11 protein-coding genes are annotated in these 17,209 nt (G+C 57.0%); 8 read left to right on the forward strand and 3 right to left on the reverse strand.

Annotated elements, in window-relative coordinates:
- Positions 1 to 117: 117 nt before the first annotated feature.
- The 4 genes from H7K56_RS08895 to H7K56_RS08910 all read left to right on the forward strand — a co-directional run bounded on the left by H7K56_RS08895 (position 118) and on the right by H7K56_RS08910 (position 5,850).
- Positions 118 to 1,170, forward strand: coding sequence for a 2,5-dihydroxypyridine 5,6-dioxygenase (locus tag H7K56_RS08895; RefSeq protein ID WP_125311089.1), 1,053 nt, complete (start codon positions 118 to 120; stop codon positions 1,168 to 1,170).
- Between the two features lie 78 nt (positions 1,171 to 1,248).
- Positions 1,249 to 1,710: a MarR family winged helix-turn-helix transcriptional regulator gene (locus H7K56_RS08900; protein ID WP_021508807.1), complete on the forward strand. Its 462-nt coding sequence runs from the start codon at positions 1,249 to 1,251 to the stop codon at positions 1,708 to 1,710.
- A gap of 43 nt (positions 1,711 to 1,753) precedes the next feature.
- Positions 1,754 to 2,281 (forward strand): (2Fe-2S)-binding protein, encoded by a 528-nt coding sequence (locus H7K56_RS08905; RefSeq protein WP_374710389.1) that lies wholly within the window; start codon positions 1,754 to 1,756, stop codon positions 2,279 to 2,281.
- Positions 2,278 to 5,850 carry a molybdopterin cofactor-binding domain-containing protein gene (locus H7K56_RS08910; RefSeq protein ID WP_150360127.1) on the forward strand — a complete coding sequence of 1,191 codons (3,573 nt, stop codon included), beginning with the start codon at positions 2,278 to 2,280 and terminating at the stop codon, positions 5,848 to 5,850. Before H7K56_RS08905 ends, H7K56_RS08910 begins: the two co-directional genes overlap by 4 nt.
- Positions 5,851 to 5,871: 21 nt before the next feature.
- On the opposite strand, the gene H7K56_RS08915 is transcribed toward H7K56_RS08910, so the two are convergent.
- Together H7K56_RS08915 and H7K56_RS08920 are read right to left on the reverse strand one after the other, a co-directional pair.
- A complete protein-coding gene (locus tag H7K56_RS08915; protein WP_150360128.1) occupies positions 5,872 to 6,456 on the reverse strand; it encodes a nucleotidyltransferase family protein in 585 nt (194 codons plus the stop codon).
- A 53-nt stretch (positions 6,457 to 6,509) separates the two neighbouring features.
- Positions 6,510 to 7,886 carry an aldehyde dehydrogenase family protein gene (locus tag H7K56_RS08920; RefSeq protein ID WP_021508803.1) on the reverse strand — a complete coding sequence of 459 codons (1,377 nt, stop codon included), beginning with the start codon at positions 7,884 to 7,886 and terminating at the stop codon, positions 6,510 to 6,512.
- 480 nt (positions 7,887 to 8,366) lie between these two features.
- Here H7K56_RS08920 and H7K56_RS08925 point away from each other — a divergent pair, with 480 nt between their 5' ends.
- The 3 genes from H7K56_RS08925 to H7K56_RS08935 all read left to right on the forward strand — a co-directional run bounded on the left by H7K56_RS08925 (position 8,367) and on the right by H7K56_RS08935 (position 13,312).
- Positions 8,367 to 9,296, forward strand: a complete 930-nt coding sequence (locus H7K56_RS08925; protein ID WP_021508802.1) for a RepB family plasmid replication initiator protein — start codon at positions 8,367 to 8,369, stop codon at positions 9,294 to 9,296.
- Between the two features lie 1,837 nt (positions 9,297 to 11,133).
- Complete coding sequence (locus H7K56_RS08930; RefSeq protein WP_058776156.1) at positions 11,134 to 12,333, forward strand: AAA family ATPase; 1,200 nt, start codon at positions 11,134 to 11,136, stop codon at positions 12,331 to 12,333.
- A 7-nt stretch (positions 12,334 to 12,340) separates the two neighbouring features.
- The gene (locus H7K56_RS08935) at positions 12,341 to 13,312 is read left to right on the forward strand and encodes a ParB family protein (RefSeq protein ID WP_125311077.1); all 972 of its coding nucleotides are present in this window, start codon (positions 12,341 to 12,343) and stop codon (positions 13,310 to 13,312) included.
- A 506-nt stretch (positions 13,313 to 13,818) separates the two neighbouring features.
- On the opposite strand, the gene H7K56_RS08940 is transcribed toward H7K56_RS08935, so the two are convergent.
- Positions 13,819 to 15,750 (reverse strand): sigma-54-dependent Fis family transcriptional regulator, encoded by a 1,932-nt coding sequence (locus H7K56_RS08940; protein WP_150360129.1) that lies wholly within the window; start codon positions 15,748 to 15,750, stop codon positions 13,819 to 13,821.
- Positions 15,751 to 16,021: 271 nt separating this feature from the next.
- On the opposite strand from H7K56_RS08940, the gene ssuD reads away from it, so the two are divergent.
- Positions 16,022 to 17,197 (forward strand): FMNH2-dependent alkanesulfonate monooxygenase, encoded by a 1,176-nt coding sequence (ssuD, locus tag H7K56_RS08945; protein WP_150360130.1) that lies wholly within the window; start codon positions 16,022 to 16,024, stop codon positions 17,195 to 17,197.
- The last annotated feature ends 12 nt before the right edge of the window (positions 17,198 to 17,209 follow it).

Genomic DNA, 17,209 nt, shown 5'->3' on the forward strand with positions numbered 1-17,209 from the left:
ATGCTTGCACTGTTCTTCGCAACACGTCTATAACAAACACATAAAGCGTGTTCGCTATAAATAGCTGAAGTTTTGCGCAGCAAATTGTCTGACATCTAACCCTGAGAGGAAACCGCTATGGCAGTAAATCAGAGCCAGTTAGGCCAGATGTTCGAGCAGGTATTACGGCTGTCGAAAGTCGACGCCAGCCAGAGTGTCGCCATCCTGAAAAGTCACTATTCCGATGCACGCACCGTGCAGGCAGCCACTGATGCTGCACTACGATTGGGCGCGAAGGTGTACTGCGTTGAGCTGCCGGCCTTCAATCACCCGACGGCAATGGGTAACGACATGACCGCCTACTGTGGTGATACCGCGCTTACCGGCAACATTGCCGCGCAGCGCGCGCTGGAAGCGGCGGATCTGATCGTCGATACCATGATGCTGCTGCATTCGCCGGAGCAGGAACAAATCCTGAAAACCGGGACACGAATTTTGCTGGCCGTCGAGCCGCCGGAAGTATTGGCACGAATGTTGCCAAACGAAGAGGACAAGTCGCGCGTGCTGGCTGCGGCGGCGGTGCTGGAAAAAGCGCGCATGATGACGGTGAAATCGCCGGCCGGCAGTGATTTTCGTGCCCCGCTCGGCCAGTACCCCACGGTAACGGAATATGGCTACGCGGATGAGCCAGGCCGCTGGGATCACTGGCCGAGCGGCTTCCTGTTTACCTGGCCGAATGAAGATCAGGCTGAAGGCGTGCTGGTGCTGGACGTCGGCGACATCCTGCTGCCGTTTAAATCTTACGCGCGTGAACGTATTACGCTGGAGATCGAGAAAGGTTTTGTCACCCGCATTCACGGTGGCTTTGAAGCCGAGTATCTGCGCGATTACATGCGCTACTTCAACGACCCGGAAGTGTACGGTATTTCCCACATCGGCTGGGGGCTGCAGCCGCGCGCACAGTGGACGGCGATGGGATTACACGACAAAAACGACGGCATGTGTATGGACGCGCGCGCCTTTTACGGCAACTTCCTGTTTTCGACCGGACCGAACACCGAAGTGGGCGGTAAGCGCAAAACGCCGTGCCATATGGACATTGCTCTGCGCCGCTGCGACATCAAAGTGGACGATTTGCTGGTGGTGGCGGAAGGTGAAGTGGTGGCACCGGAGGCCTCACGCGCGCGTTAATCGTGCGCAGGGAACGGCTGTCAGCGCAGTGACAATGCATTACACTGCCTGACAGTTTCCGGGAAAAAGGATAAAGGCATGTCGCACCAGCAGGATCCGCGCGCAGACCAGCGCTATGACTATACCGAGCAGGTTGGCCATCTGTTGCGCAAGGTGTATCAACGCCATGCGGCGATTTTTCAGCAACACGTCGGTGATTCACAGATCACTGCCGTGCAATTTATTACCCTCTGTGCGCTGCGCGATCGCGGTCCGAGCGCACAGAACGATTTAGTGCGCTATACCGCCGTCGATCAGGCCACCATTCGCGGTGTGGTTGAGCGTCTTAAGGCGCGCGATCTGGTCAGTCTGGGTCCCGATCCCACCGACAAACGCAAAGTGATTGTCATGCTGACCGATGCAGGACACCGCCTGATTGACAGCACGACAGACAACGCGATGCGCATCACCGAAATGACTTACGGGCAGCTGAATCCGGCCGAACGGGTCGCGCTGATTTATCTGCTGAAGAAAATGCTGGACGATACGAGCCAGCCCTAACCCGGGGCGCTTAGCCGCCTCGCTAAGGCGGTTAATAATGAAAATGCTGGCACATCAGACTGCCACACCGGTTTCACCTGCATCCACGTGCCATTACGCCCTTGAGGTGAATGGCGCGACTCACTCTATCAGCAGCTACCGCGATACCTCGCTGCTGCTGGTGCTGCGTAATCAACTCCAGCTTAACGGACCCAAATATGGCTGCGGCCTGGGCGAATGCGGCGCCTGCACCGTGCTGATCGATGGCGTTGCCGCGCGCGCCTGCGTGATCCCAGCGTATGGCGTGCGTCAGCGCGCTATCACCACGCTGGAAGGGCTGGGCAACCGCGAAGCACTGCACCCGGTGCAGCAGGCGTTTATTGAGGCGCAGGCCGCACAATGCGGTTACTGCCTTAACGGCATGATCATGACCACCGCCGCGCTGCTGCGCGCTCAGCCCTGCCCTGATGACCGGCAGATACGTGCGGCGCTGAGCGGTAACCTGTGCCGCTGTGGCACCCATCAGGAGATCCTGTGCGCAGTGAAGCGTGCCATCACCTTATGCCTGCAGCAGGCGGAGGCGGCATCATGAGTACGGCTAACGTCCCCACGCAGCAGCAGTTGCTGGCAGCCAGCGACGTCCTGTTGATTGTCGATGAGATTCAGCCGCCGCCCGGGCTGGTACCCAAAGGCCAGACGCCGACGCTGAAAGCCAAAGAGCGCGCACTGTTTCTGGCTATTGACGGTTCCGGCCGCGTCTGGGCCTTCAATGGCCATGTCGATCTCGGCACCGGGGTGAAAACCGCGCTGACGCAAATCGTCGCCGAAGAGCTCAGTCTGCGCATGGATCAGGTACAAATGGTGCTGGGCGATACGCTGCGCGTACCCAACCAGGGTGCCACCATCGCCAGCGCCACGTTGCAAATTTCTGCCGTACCACTGCGTAAAGCGGCTGCAACGGCGCGCCAGTGGCTGTTACAGCAGGCCGCCGCGCGCTGGCAGCTGCCGGTAGAGAGCATCACGCTGGACGGCGGTTTCCTGCAGCACCCCAGCGGGGTGCAATTGTCATTTGCCGAACTGGTGCAGCAGCAGCGCAGCATCGTGCCGCTTGATCATCAGGTAACACTCAAGCCCGCCAGTGAATATCGCTTAGTTGGTACCAGCTCAGCGCGGGTGGATATTCCCGCCAAAGCCACCGGCGAACTGACGTGGGTGCATGACCTGCGCGTGCCCGGTATGCTGCACGGCCGGGTCATTCGTCCACCGTATGCGGGCTATGACACCGGCAGCTTTGTCGGCACCTCATTGCTCAGCATTGACGAAAGTTCGATCGCGCATCTCGAAGGCATCGTGAAAGTGGTGCAGATCGCGGATTTTGTCGGCGTGGTGGCCGAGCGCGAGGAGCAGGCCATCGCCGCGATGGACGCATTACAGGTGCGCTGGAAGCCATGGGAACACAGCCTGCCGGACCTGCGCGATATCGAACAGGCTATTCGTGATAATCCCCGCACCTCGCGCGTGGTGCATGACAGCGGTGAAGTGGATGCCGCGCTGGCGAATGTCGCGCAGCGTTTTACCCGCAGCTATGTCTGGCCCTATCAGTTGCATGCGTCGATTGGCCCTTCCTGTGCGGTGGCCGACTATCAGCCTGATTCGCTGCAGGTGTGGAGCGGTACGCAGAATCCGCACCTGCTGCGCGCCGATCTGGCATGGCTGCTGGAGAGGCCGGAAGAGACCATTGAAGTGAACCGCATGGAAGCCGCCGGTTGCTATGGTCGCAACTGCGCCGATGACGTGGCCGCCGATGCGGCGCTGCTGTCACGCGCAGTAGGCCAGCCGGTGCGGGTACAGCTGACGCGCGCCCAGGAGCACGTGTGGGAACCGAAAGGCACTGCACAGCTGATGGAGGTGGACGGCGGGCTGGACGCGCAGGGCAATCCGCAGGTGTATGATTTCACTACGTCTTATCCGTCCAACGGCGCACCCACCCTTGCACTGCTGCTGACCGGCCGCGTCGATCCGGTGGCGCTGGCGTATGAAATGGGCGATCGCACCTCCATTCCACCTTACGATTTTCCCCATCTGCGCGTCACCATTGAGGACATGGCGCCGATTGTGCGCGCCTCGTGGATGCGCGGCGTTTCAGCCCTGCCCAACACCTTTGCCCATGAATCCTATATGGATGAGCTGGCCCACGCGGCAGGCGTCGATCCGGTGGAGTACCGGCTGCGCTACATTCAGGACGATCGCGCCGCCGAACTAATGCGCTCCACCGCTGCACGTGCAGACTGGACGCCGCGCACCGCCATTCAGCAGACCGCCAGCGAACCCGGGATTTTGCGCGGACGCGGTTTTGCCTACGCACGCTATATTCACAGCAAATTTCCCGGCTTCGGCGCCGCCTGGGCTGCCTGGGTCGCGGATGTCGCGATTGATAAGCAGAGCGGCGAGATCGCCGTTACGCGCATCACCGTGGGCCATGATGCCGGCATGATGATCAACCCGGAAGGGGTAAAGCATCAGATTCACGGCAATGTCATTCAGTCCACCAGCCGGGTGCTCAAAGAACAGGTGACGATTGAAAGCAATCTGATCGCCAGCCAGGAATGGGGCAGCTACCCGATCCTGACGTTTCCGGAAGTGCCGGATATCGACGTGATGATGGTGCCGCGCCCGCACGAACCGCCGCTGGGCGCGGGGGAATCCGCGTCGGTGCCCAGCGCCGCGGCCATCGCTAACGCGGTGTTTGATGCCACCGGTATCCGTTTTCGCGAATTGCCCATTACCGCTGACAAACTGCGTCAGGCGCTGAACGGCCCCGATCCGCAGCCGGAGCCACAGCTGGCGGCACCGGCCCAAGCCGCCCGCAGCCGCAGCCGCAGCCGAAAATGGGCGCTGGGTGGCGTAACAGGATTGCTCGGCCTCGCCGCTGGCGTGGCGATTAACGCGCTGCCGTGGCGCGCACCGATTGCGCCCGTGACACCCCCGGCCGCCGGAAGCTGGTCGGCAGAGATGCTGGAACGCGGCCGGCAGGTGGCCGCCGCCGGTGACTGCGCGGTATGCCATACCACGGAAGGCGGTGCGACCAATGCCGGCGGCCTGAAGATGGAGACGCCGTTTGGCACGCTGTACACCACCAACATCACGCCGGATAAACAGACCGGCATCGGCAGCTGGTCATTTAACGCCTTCGATCGCGCCATGCGCCAGGGCATCAGCCGCGACGGTCATCATCTCTATCCGGCGTTTCCTTACACCAGCTTTCGCCAGCTGAGCGAAGGCGATATGCAGGCGTTGTACGCCTGGCTGATGTCGCAGCCGGCGGTACAGCAGGCACCGCCAGAGAACCAGATGCGCTTTCCCTATAACCTGCGCTTCCTGATGGCGGGCTGGAACGCGCTCTACCTCGGGCGCGGCGAATTCCAGCCTGACCCCCGCAAAAGCGCCGAATGGAATCGCGGTGCCTATCTGGTGAACGGGGCCGGACACTGCGGTGCCTGCCACTCGCCGCGTAATCTGCTGGGCGCGGAAAAACGCGGGGACAATTTCCTCGCCGGTGGCTGGGTCGACGGCTGGGAAGCGCCCGCGCTCAATCAGCTGAATAAAGCCCCGCAGCCGTGGACGGCGCAGTCGCTGTATAACTACCTGCGCAGTGGTTACGATGCGCAGCACGGCGTTGCCGCCGGACCGATGGCACCGGTGGTAAGCCATCTCGCCACCCTGCCGGAAGCCGACGTGCGCGCCATGGCCAGCTATCTGGCAGACATTAATGGTCAGGCAGCGCGCCCTGTCGCTGCGCCAGTGGCAAAACCGGCATGGAACACTGCTACGGGGGAACGGCTGTTTAAAGGCGCCTGTCAGGCCTGCCACAGCGCCAGCGAGGGCGGACCGCAGTTGTTTGGCGTCAGCCCATCGATGGCCAACAGCAGCAGCATAACCAGCGCGACGCCGGATAATCTGTTACAGGTGGTATTGCACGGTATCGACAAACCGGCAACCGATGCGCTCGGTTATATGCCCGGCTTTGCCGCCAGTTTGTCGGATAAGCAGGTTGCGGATATTGCTGCCTGGCTGCGCCAGCGCTACGCACCTGACCAACCGGCGTGGCAGAATCTGAGCGAAAAAGTGGCGCAGGTGCGCGCTAATCCCGGCAGCCACTGACCCATTCAGGCGCGCTGCAGGTCAGCGGCTTGCCCCGGATCGTGGCAGATCCGCGTCGCGGATCGTGCCCTGATGGGCCGGCAGAGTGATGAGAACGGCCGGGTCGAGCAACGCGCGGGCACCGCTGTCGCCCTGCAGTTGAGCGAGCGCCGCGCCATAGTGCGCGGCAAATCCCACCGGGTGACCCGGCTGGTTTTGCCAGCTGAGCCGTACCTGCGGCGCACCGTTGCGCAGCGCCTGCGCCACGCATTGATGATCCTCCGCCCTCACCCACGCCATATCACCGGGTACGATCAGCCAGCCATGCCAGTGGGCGGTGGCCCGCACGCCAGCGGCAATGCTTTCACCGCTGCCGGCGCTGGCAATAGTGCAGGTCGCGACGCCGCACTGCTGTGCCAGCTGTTGAATAGCGCGATCTTCCGGCCGGATAATAAGGAGAAGCGGCAAACCGCTGCGCTGCGCCTGCTGCAGCGTCAGCTTCAGCAGCGGCTGAGGCACGCCATTATCGTCAGGATACGGTGCCAGCAGTTTGTGCCCGGTACCGCCGGCCTGACGAAAGCGGCTGCCGAGACCGGCAGCAAGGATGAGAATGCCTGGCGTCTGCATACAAGGATTACTTCCGGAAGTTGGGGCGCACAGTATGGCGCGCCCCGGCCGGGTTAGCGACGGTTTTTCCACACCGTCTGGATGTTACAGAACTCGTGGACGCCGAAGCTGGAGAGTTCGCGGCCATAACCACTCTTCTTCACGCCACCAATAGCGACACGCGGATCTGAGGCGCCGTTGCCGTTGATAAACACCGCGCCGGTTTCCAGCTGCTCTGCCAGTTCCTGCGCCAGCGCTTCATTGCCGCTCCACACGGTGGCGCTCAGGCCAAACTCGCTGTCATTCGCCAGCTGCAGTGCATGTTGCGCATCGCGCGCGACGGTGATCGCCGCCACCGGCCCGAAGATCTCCTGACGAAAAGCGGTCATCGCGGGCGTGACGTCGGCAAGAATGGTTGGCGCATAATAGTTGCCGACGCCCTCGATCTTGTGGCCGCCCAGCACCAGACGTGCACCCTGTTGCAGGGTTTCCTGCACCTGATGATCCAGTTCATCGCGCAGATCGTAGCGTGCCATCGGACCGATATAAGTCTCTTCCTGCAGCGGATCGCCCACTTTCAGTGCCTGCACGGCTGCGCTGAAACGCGCCTCAAACGCTTCTGCGATGCTCTCTTCAATGATGAAGCGTTTGGCTGCCATACACACCTGCCCGCTGTTCTGGTAGCGTCCTGTGACCGCTGAGGCCACTGCCGCATCCAGATCGGCATCGGCCAGCACGATAAAAGGATCGGCACCGCCTAACTCCAGCACGGTTTTTTTCAGTACCGCACCGGCCTGAGCGGCGATCGCGCCACCCGCGCGCACGCTTCCGGTTACGGCGATAGCCGCGACGCGCGGATCTTTAATGGCGGCAGAAACACCGTCGTTATCGACGTTGATCACATTGAATGCGCCGCGCGGCAAATCGGTTGCGGCAAACAGCTCCTGCATCAGCAAGGCGCAGCCCATGACGCTCGGAGCGTGTTTCAACAGGTAGGTATTGCCCGCCAGCAGCATGCTGACTGCGCCACGCAGAACCTGCCAGTAGGGAAAATTCCACGGCATCACCGCCAGGATCACACCGAGTGGACGAAACGATTGCCATGCCTGCTGGTTTTCCACCAGCGTGGGCTGATCGGCCAGCATTGCCGGTCCGTGTTCGGCATACCAGTCACACAGGCTGGCGCATTTCAGGACTTCGGCACGCGCCTGCGCAATGGGTTTACCCATTTCCAGCGTAGCGAGCGTAGCCAGTTGCTCCTGACGCTGGCGCAGCTGCTCACCCAGCTGACGCAGTACCTTCACGCGCTGTGCCATCTCTGTGTTACGCCACTGCGCAAAGGCGCTGGCGCTTTGCTGTAAAGCCGTTTCCAGCTCTGCTGCACTCTGCAGGGGATAAGTGGCAATGATTTCGCCGCTGGTGGGATTACGTGAAATAACGTGATCAGTCATAAGATGCCTTCGTCAGATAATCGGGTTGATCAGAGTGGGATCTACCTTACGCCAGCCATCAGGTGATGAAAAATGAATAGATGAGAGCAAGTTGTTCACCTGAAATGAATTGAGAGACAGCGCAGGCCTGAAGATTTTCATTTTCCACCCTCACTGGGTGATTTAAAGACGTAAGCGAATATTCTGCAGGTTACGCTTATCAGCATCAGTCGCCTCAACGGGTTATCCACTTATACAGTGATTAGATCTTAAAGAAAGATCATAAAGAGATCTAAAAGAGATCCTAAGAGATCCCCGATCGCGGCAGGCCGCACCCGACAAGGGCTGAGAAGGTGATCGTGTTCACTATAATCAGTAAAGTATCCACTATAGTCAGTACTTTATTCACTATAGACAGTAGAATGTTCACTATAAACAGTGTTAATGTTCACTGTAATCAGATACCGATCCTTTTCATCCACAGAATGAAGATCTCAGGCTATGGCAGATAAAGAGAGTGAAAACAAGGCGTTACTTGAACCTTTTCTGTCGGTGACGAAAAACAGTGGTGAAGTTATTCAGCTTCATCCGAATAAAAATAACACCGTACAACCGGTCGCACTGATGCGCCTGGGTCTGTTTGTTCCTACCCTGAAGTCAACGGCGCGCGGAAAATCCGGTGCAATGGCTTCAACCGATGCCACCAAAGAGCTCAAAAACCTGTCGCTGGTGAAAGCGGAAGGCTATGAAAAGATTACCATCACCGGCGCACGGCTGGATATGGATAATGATTTCAAAACCTGGGCCGGCATCATTCAGTCTTTCTCGCGTTATCCGTCGAAAGGCGACACCGTCACGCTGCCGTTTATCGACTTCGTCAAGATGTGCGGTATTCCCTCAGCCAACTCGTCCGCGGCGCTGCGTAAGCGTCTTGACGCCTCGCTGCGACGCATCGCAACCAATACCCTGTCGTTTGAGGGGAATGGTAAGGCCTACCACACGCACCTGGTGCAGTCGGCTTACTACGATCGTGAGAAAGATCTGGTGCGTATTCAGGCCGATCCTAAGCTGTTTGAGCTGTATAACTTCGACCACAAGGTGCTGCTGCAGCTGCGTGCTATCTCGCGCCTCAAGCGTAAGGAGTCGGCGCAGGCGCTGTATACCTATCTGGAAAGCCTGCCCACTAATCCGGCGCCTATCTCCCTGGCGCGCTTACGCATGCGCCTTAATCTCGGCTCAAAAACCACCACGCAAAACCATGTGGTGCGGCGCGCCATGGAGCAACTGAAAGAGATTGGCTATCTGGACTACTCCGAAGTGAAACGGGGCCGTTCGGTATTTTTCATCATCCACAGCCGCACACCCAAACTCGATGGTATCAGCAATCTGGAAAGTATCGATTCGCTGGAAGACCTCGATTTCGAAGACTGACTTCACCCATTCACTGTAATCAGTCAGCTCTCTTCGCGCAGTGTCACTGAGCCTAAAAGTGACACTGCCGCTTTACCCTCATTCACTGTAATCAGCACATCCTGATCTGTTCACTGTAATCGGTAGCATTCACTGTAATCAGTGGTCGCTGCCGGTATTGCCTGTTCCGTAAAAATCGTCAAACCTTCCTTTTCATGCAGAACAGCGCTTTTATTGATAGTGGGTACTTACCAGGTGGGTCGACTGACATTTTGTCTGTGCCTTAAGAGCCAGTCTGGCTGATTACAGTGAATGTCTGGTCTGCCGGGCTATTCTGCTGACCACAGTGAACACGTAAGCCTACGAGCTCACTGATTACAGTGAACGATTTATCGTATCTGACTGAAAATCAAAGTTAATAATCGATATACTGCAATACATTCACTGTATTCAGCAATTGTGCTGTAAAAGTAACCAGTAAAAGTGACAGGGTTGGTCACTATCACTGATTACAGTGAATCGTGGGAGGGATTACCGATTATAGTGAACGTCATTTCATGACGAAACGGCTCTCTGCGTTACTGATTGCAGTGAACGTTCTCAACACTCCCCTGCCCTCACCGTGGCCGCTGCCCTGTAAGAAAGAGAAAGCCAACTACTGACTACAGTGAACGTTATCGGGCTGAGGCTAAGCGGGCATGCACTGATTACAGTGAACGTGTTCGTCAGGTACTGCTGCTTCAAAGCGCAGCGCGCGCGAACCCGGCTACTGATTACAGTGAATGTTGTTAGCTGAGTGCCCTTCCCTGTGCCGCACGACCCTCCCTCGACCTGGCGCGATAAAGATGATCGGGTTTACTGATTACAGTGAATGCTCAGCAGGCAGGTCAGCAGTTCAGGCTTAAACACGCTTTTCCTTTTACTGACTACAGTGAATGCGCCGCAGCGATCAGGTTATGAATATCTGATAACGGTCACGTTACTGATTACAGTGAACATTGACGAAAAGGCGTTCATGGTTTACTGACTACAGTGAATGCCGCTGGCATCGACGTCGCAGTTTACTGATTACAGTGAATCTCATACCTGCATCAATCGATGCGCTGGCATATTGCCGCCAGTAAGGCGGCCCTTAACATGGCACTGCACGGCGCTCGCCGCGACGCTACCCAATCATCCTGCAGGCGATGCTCGCCAGCCCACAATCGCAAACCGCTTAATTCTCATCGTGTGCAGCTTCTCCCCTTCTCACTGGCCGGCAGGCCCCACTCACACCGTGCTATGCAGGCAGTCACAGAGGGAAGAATGTAGTGGGCTTGTGCTGACTACAGTGAATCCTGCTCATTTGGTGAGCGGATGATCGCAGAATCACTGACTACAGTGAACATTTACTCTTGCGCACTGGCTCACCCTGGCGCCGGTAGCGCTGTCCCTGCGCTAAAGGATTACTGATTACAGTGAATCTTCCGGCAGGGTTACTGATTGCAGTGAATGTTCCTACTGAGTACAGTGAACGCAGTTGACTCCTTTTCACCACCCGCTGATTACAGTGAACGTGCGGACTGTTCTGTCAGGTAACGACGCGCAGTATTTTACCGCGATTGACCGCTTCAGCCAGATATGTCGGTTACTGATTACAGTGAACAGTGGCAGAGTGCCGCCCTTACGCCGAGCACATTTTCATCAATTGATGGGTAAACAATCAACGCGCACTACTGACTGCAGTGAACGTCTGGTTTAACCCCCTATTGCAAAAGGTCTTTTTACAACGCGAGCCGATGATGAACAGATGAGATAGATTTGCCTCATGTGCAGGATTTCGGTATAAAGTCATAAATCCTACATGTGTGGAGCAAGTATGGCTAACGATGAGAAGCAGGTTCTGAAAGTCGCTCAACGCTCAGAAAGAATGCTGATGAGCCTGACGGAGCAGATTCAGGCGCAAAAAGAAGAGTTACACGAGAATACTTTTTACCAGGTTTATGCCAAAGCGGCGTTAGCCAAGTTGCCCAAGCTGACGCGCGCCAGTGTCGATTACGCGGTTAACGAGATGGAAGAAAACGGCTATCCGTTTGATAAGCGCGCGGCCGGCAGTTCCACTAAGTATGCGATGTCGATCCAAAATATTATCGACATCTACCATCATCGCGGCGTCCCGAAATACCGCGATCGCCATCCTGAAGCGTTTACGCTGTTTGTCGGTAACCTGAAAGGCGGCGTGTCTAAAACCGTTTCCACGGTATCGCTGGCGCACGCGCTGCGCGCGCATCCGCACCTGCTGTTCGAGGATTTACGCATCCTGGTTATCGATCTCGATCCGCAGTCTTCGGCCACCATGTTCCTGAATCATGAACGTTCGGTCGGTTTGGTTGAGGCCACCGCAGCTCAGGCGATGCTGCAAAACGTCAGCCGCGAAGAGCTGAAAAGTGAATTTATTGTGCCGTCGATTATTCCTGGCGTTGACGTACTGCCCGCCTCAATTGATGACGCTTTCATTGCTTCACGCTGGGAAGAGCTGTGTGCTGAGCATCTGCCGCAGCAAAACGTGCATGCGGTGCTGTATGAAAACGTAGTGGCTAAGCTGAAAAAAGATTACGACTTCATCTTTATTGACAGCGGCCCACATCTGGATGCCTTCCTGAAAAACGCCATTGCCGCTTCCGATTTGCTGATGACGCCGGTGCCGCCGGCACAGGTTGATTTCCACTCCACGCTGAAGTATCTGACGCGCCTGCCCGAGCTTATCGACATCATCGAAGAGTCGGGCGCCACCTGCCGGTTGCAGGGTAACATTGGCTTTATGTCCAAGCTGTCGAATAAAGCGGACCACAAGATGTGTCACAGCCTGGCGAAAGAGATATTTGGCGGCGATATGCTGGATGCGGCGCTACCTCGGCTGGATGGCTTTGAACGCTGCGGTGAATCGTTCGATACGGTTATCTCCGCTAACCCATCTACCTATGTCGGCAGCAGCGAAGCCCTGAAAAACGCGCGTTCGGCGGCAGAAGACTTTGCCAAAGCCGTTTTTGACCGTATTGAATTTATCCGCCTGAACTGAGGTTATTATGAGCGCAAAAAGAATCACTATTGGCCGCACCTTCAGCCAGAGCCCGTTACAAAATGAACCCAGCGAGGATGGCCACTCCCAGACGTTTATCCTTTCCACCGGTAAACGCGCCCTGTTCACCCTGGAACACATCACGGCTAAAGAGATAGAAGAACGTACGTACGTGGTGATGGAAACCAACGGCCGTGACCAGTCCGGTCTCACGCCAGAGTCACTGCGCGATATCATCCGTACCATTAAACTTCAGCAGTTCTTCCCGGCCATCGGCGTGAAGCGTGGCGATCGGATTGAAATCCTCGATGGTTCGCGTCGTCGGGCGGCCGCGCTGCACTGTAAAACCGGGCTGGATGTGCTGGTTACCGACGTTGCCATCTCTGCCGAAGAAGCCCGTCGTCTGGCGCAGGATATCCAGACCGCGCGTGAGCATAATCTGCGTGAAGTCGGCATGCGTTTGCTGTCACTGAAAGACAGCGGCCTGTCGCAAAAAGAGATTGCGCAAACTGAAGGGCTGTCACAGGCAAAAGTGACCCGCGCGCTGCAGGCTGCCAGTGTGCCGCTGGAGCTGGTCACCCTGTTCCCGAACCATTCAGAATTGACCTATCCTGACTACAAAACGCTGTTGCAGGCCTACGAAAAACTGCAGGAAACCGGTCAGACTGTTGATGCTCTGATCGAAACCATCGGTATGGATGTGGACAGCGTCTGTGCGCGTGAAGGCCTGGCGGAAGATGAAGTCAAGAATGGCATCCTGAGGCTGGTCCGTAACGGTAGCCAGACGCTGGTGCAGGCGCCGGCTAAAGATAAAGTGGTGGCGACACCGCTGTGGACCTTCGCGGATAAAGACCGTTACGCCCGCAAGAAAACGCGCGGACGCATGTTTAGCTATGAGTTTAACCGCCAGTCCAGAGAATTACAGGAAGAGCTGGATCGTGTTATCACCGAGACGCTGAATAAGTATCTCAATCAGTAATAGCGCTTCACCTCTGATGATAAGCAATCTGTAGCAGAACAATCCCGTACACCCTGTACCGTGCCGCTACAGATTGTTACCTCACCCACCAGATATCTCCCCCCAAAATTTCATCCTTCGCCAGCGTGATTTCAGCGCTAAGTGCATGAAATCAAATTAACCTTAGCCGGAATTTCAGGCTGAAATCGCCAGCTCAGCAATGTAATACGGTGAAACCGCGCCATCGCTGTCTGAGACTTTTATGATGGCAAGCTTTGCTGGATGCGAAATCGACAGTGAAAACAGCAGGGGGAATCCTTAATGGAATTTGCCGGAATCAGGCGACGTTCGCCATGGCGATTTCACCTCTAACTGTTTGAAAAAAGGGTTTTTATCTGCAGGATTTCAGGCTGAAATCGCCCGAATTTCACAGCAAATCTTCATGCTGCCGTGAGAAAACGGGGATTTAGCCAGACGATATTCAATGTGTTATCCACAGAAAACGTGGATAACTTTTACTGTAGCCCCTATGCCATAAGCGCCGTCTGGCTGGGCGACTGCCACACTGCATCACGCACGCGCACCGGTTTATGAATCAAACCGAGCGCATAAAAGCGGTCAGCGATAGTTTGCTGTTCTTTGATGACGTGGAAAACCATGGCCCGCGTCTGGTGGCTGCGTCGGGATAAGGCACGTTCCACGGCTGCGAACTCCAGCCCCAGTTCCTGCGCCAGCATAGTGGCGGCTTCATGGCGATGATTATCAATAAAGGTCCCGGTTTGCTGCAGGCTCGTCACAAGCTGCTGCACGATATCGTCATGCTGCTGCACATAATCATGGCGCGCCAGATAAAACTGGTGGTTGTGCACCCGGCCTTCGCCCTTCTCCAGCACGCGCAAATCGGCGTTGCTTTCTGCGGCACTTAGCAGCGGATCCCACATCATCCAGGCATCGACGGCCAGATAATCGCTGGCTGTGAGCGGATATTTCGGCGGCGTGTACACCACTTTAATTTCATCCAGACCGATGCCGGCTTCCTCCAGCAGCTGTAACAGCAGCCAGTGAACATTCGATCCTTTATTGACCGAGATACGCTTACCCCGCAAATCTGCCAGGCTGTGGATAGTACTGTCGCGTGGCACCACAATCCCGACGCTGCCCGGCGCGGGTGGCTCCCAGGCGATATAAGTCACGGCGTTACCGCTGGCCTGCGCGAAGATGGGCGGCACCTCACCGGTGGTGCCGAAATCAATCTCATTATTTTGCAGCGCATATAACAGTTGCGGACCGGCAGGAAACTCACTCCACACCACGCTGATACCCTGCTGGTTAAAGCACTGTTCCAGCGTCTGACGCGCTTTCAATACGCCAAGATTGCCAAATTTCTGATAGCCGATACGCAACTCGCGTTCAGGGCGCGCGGCCCCGCTGGCGTGTGCGAAGGCCATGACGGCGGACTTGCGCCGCCCTTTTATGACGCCCATCTGTGCCAGATGCGTGCGCAGCGTGTGCCGGCTAATGCCCAGCAGCGTGGCGGCCTGCGTCTGATTGTTGTCCGCTATTTCCAGTGCGTTACTGATCAGACTCTGAATCACCCGATCAAACAGCTGTTGCGGTTCGCGTGTAATCTGCTGGCGCAGAAAACTATCCAGCGTCGAATCGTCCGTTTCGCTGTATCCACGTTCACTGTAACCTGCCAGCCGCAGCTGCGTCGGCGTTAATGTCTCATCGCGACTGAGCAGCACCGCATTGTGCAGCGTATTCTCCAGCTCACGAATATTGCCGGGCCAGCTGTAGTCGCGCAGTGCTTCCAGCGCGTCAGGCGACAGGCGACGTGCCGGACGGCCAAGGCGGCGTGCATACAGGGAAAGGAAATGCTGGGCCAGCAGCGGGATATCCTCGCGACGCTGGCGCAGCGGTGGCAGGGGAACAACGGCGATATTCAGACGATAAAACAGATCTTCACGAAAACGCCGTTCGCGAATTGCCTGCGCCAGATCGACATGGGTTGCGGCGATAACGCGCACGTCTATTTTGATGGCCTTGCGTGAACCGACGCGCGCGATCTCACGCTCCTGAAGGACGCGCAGCAGTTTAACCTGCAGCGGCAGGCTCAGTTCACCTATCTCATCCAGCAGCAGCGTGCCGCCCTGCGCCGCTTCAAACCAGCCAGGGTGCGCCTGAGTCGCGCCGGTAAAGGCACCTTTCTCATGTCCAAACAATTCAGCTTCTGCCAGGCTTTCTGTCAGGGCGCCGCAGTTGACGGCCAGAAACGGGGCATGCCGGCGTGGACTGTGGTGATGCAGATACCGCGCGACCACCTCTTTGCCGGTGCCGGTTTCGCCCACAATCAGTACCGTGGCGTCGGTGGGTGCGAATTTATCCAGCAGCGACTGGAAAGCCAGCGATGCCGGGTCGACCAGGCGAGGTGAATCCGGTTGATTGTAAGGTGTCAGCATGAGATGGCTCCTGTAAAGGTCTGCCATCACGCTAAACCCGGTAAGTGGCAATGAACAGCAGGAAAAAAGCATAAGCAGTTGCATATGCAGCAAATGCTGTTGGCGTTGCGTTGCAATTGCAACAGACATTACGCGTTCTGATGGCCTAACTGACTGAAAATGCACAATCTCTGTTTCGTTAAAACCTGGCATGCTTTTCGCTTACGCCTATATAACCAAATAGAAAGTAATGAATGAACGTTTTCTCATAAAGTTATATAGGATAAGCATAATGGCCGATTCTGCGCACGAGAGCATAAATGTCTTCTGGTTCCTGCCGACGCACGGCGATGGCCGTTACCTGGGTACCACAGAAGGCGGACGCCCGGTTGATTTAGCCTATTTACAGCAGGTCGCGCTGGCCGCCGACAATCTGGGCTTTTACGGCGTCCTCATTCCGACAGGCAAAAGCTGTGAGGATTCCTGGCTGGTGGCTTCCGCGCTGGCACCAATGACGCGCCGGCTGCGCTATCTGGTCGCCGTACGGCCAGGGTTACAGCCACCCACGCTGGCAGCGCGCATGGCTACCACGCTGGATCGTCTGTCGGAAGGCCGTCTGCTGATTAACGTGGTCACCGGCGGCGATCCGGTAGAGAACAAAGGCGACGGCATCTTCCTCAACCACAGCGAACGTTATGAAGTGACTCGCGAGTTTCTGGATGTGTATAGTCGGCTGATGCGCGGCGAAAAAGTGGATTATCAGGGCGAGCATATTCAGGTTGAAGGCGCTGAGGTGCTGTTTCCACCGGTGCAGGAAAACGGTCCACCGCTCTACTTTGGTGGCTCATCGGAGGCAGCAATCGACGTGGCGGCGCAGCAGATTGACACCTATCTCACCTGGGGAGAGCCACCGGCGCAGGTAGCAGAAAAACTGGCGGTCGTGCGTGAGCGCGCTGAGTCACGCGGCCGGAAACTCGAATACGGTATCCGCCTGCATGTGATTGTGCGTGAAACCGAAGAAGAAGCCCGAGCGGCGGCGGATAAACTGATTGCCCATCTGGATGACGACACTATCGCTCAGGCGCAGAAGATTTTTGCCCGCATGGATTCCGCCGGTCAGGCGCGCATGAGTGCGCTGCACAACGGTTCGCGCGATAATCTCTACATTGCGCCGAATCTGTGGGCAGGCGTCGGACTGGTGCGCGGCGGTGCCGGCACGGCACTGGTGGGCAGCCCGCAGCAGGTCGCTGAACGCATCCGGGAATACCATGCGCTCGGCGTGACTAACTTCATTCTATCGGGCTATCCGCATCTGGAAGAGGCACATCGCGTGGCTGAATTGCTGCTGCCGCTGTTACCGCTGGCTCACGGTCAGCAGCAGCGCGCCCGTACCATTAACACTGGCCCGTTTGGTGAAACCATCGGCGGCGATAAGCGCCCATCGGCGAAACAGACGAGCGCCAGCTGATGCAGGAGAAGG

The sequence above is a fragment of the Pantoea dispersa genome (genome assembly GCF_014155765.1).
GTDB lineage: Bacteria > Pseudomonadota > Gammaproteobacteria > Enterobacterales > Enterobacteriaceae > Pantoea > Pantoea dispersa.

Excerpts from the sequence above, each read along its gene's own strand:
- H7K56_RS08895 (WP_125311089.1), top strand. The coding sequence starts at position 118 with ATGGCAGTAAATCAGAGCCAGTTAGGCCAGATGTTCGAGCAGGTATTA.
- H7K56_RS08900 (WP_021508807.1), top strand. The coding sequence starts at position 1,249 with ATGTCGCACCAGCAGGATCCGCGCGCAGACCAGCGCTATGACTATACC.
- H7K56_RS08905 (WP_374710389.1), top strand. The coding sequence starts at position 1,754 with ATGCTGGCACATCAGACTGCCACACCGGTTTCACCTGCATCCACGTGC.
- H7K56_RS08910 (WP_150360127.1), top strand. The coding sequence starts at position 2,278 with ATGAGTACGGCTAACGTCCCCACGCAGCAGCAGTTGCTGGCAGCCAGC.
- H7K56_RS08915 (WP_150360128.1), bottom strand. The coding sequence starts at position 6,456 with ATGCAGACGCCAGGCATTCTCATCCTTGCTGCCGGTCTCGGCAGCCGC.
- H7K56_RS08920 (WP_021508803.1), bottom strand. The coding sequence starts at position 7,886 with ATGACTGATCACGTTATTTCACGTAATCCCACCAGCGGCGAAATCATT.
- H7K56_RS08925 (WP_021508802.1), top strand. The coding sequence starts at position 8,367 with ATGGCAGATAAAGAGAGTGAAAACAAGGCGTTACTTGAACCTTTTCTG.
- H7K56_RS08930 (WP_058776156.1), top strand. The coding sequence starts at position 11,134 with ATGGCTAACGATGAGAAGCAGGTTCTGAAAGTCGCTCAACGCTCAGAA.
- H7K56_RS08935 (WP_125311077.1), top strand. The coding sequence starts at position 12,341 with ATGAGCGCAAAAAGAATCACTATTGGCCGCACCTTCAGCCAGAGCCCG.
- H7K56_RS08940 (WP_150360129.1), bottom strand. The coding sequence starts at position 15,750 with ATGCTGACACCTTACAATCAACCGGATTCACCTCGCCTGGTCGACCCG.
- ssuD (WP_150360130.1), top strand. The coding sequence starts at position 16,022 with ATGGCCGATTCTGCGCACGAGAGCATAAATGTCTTCTGGTTCCTGCCG.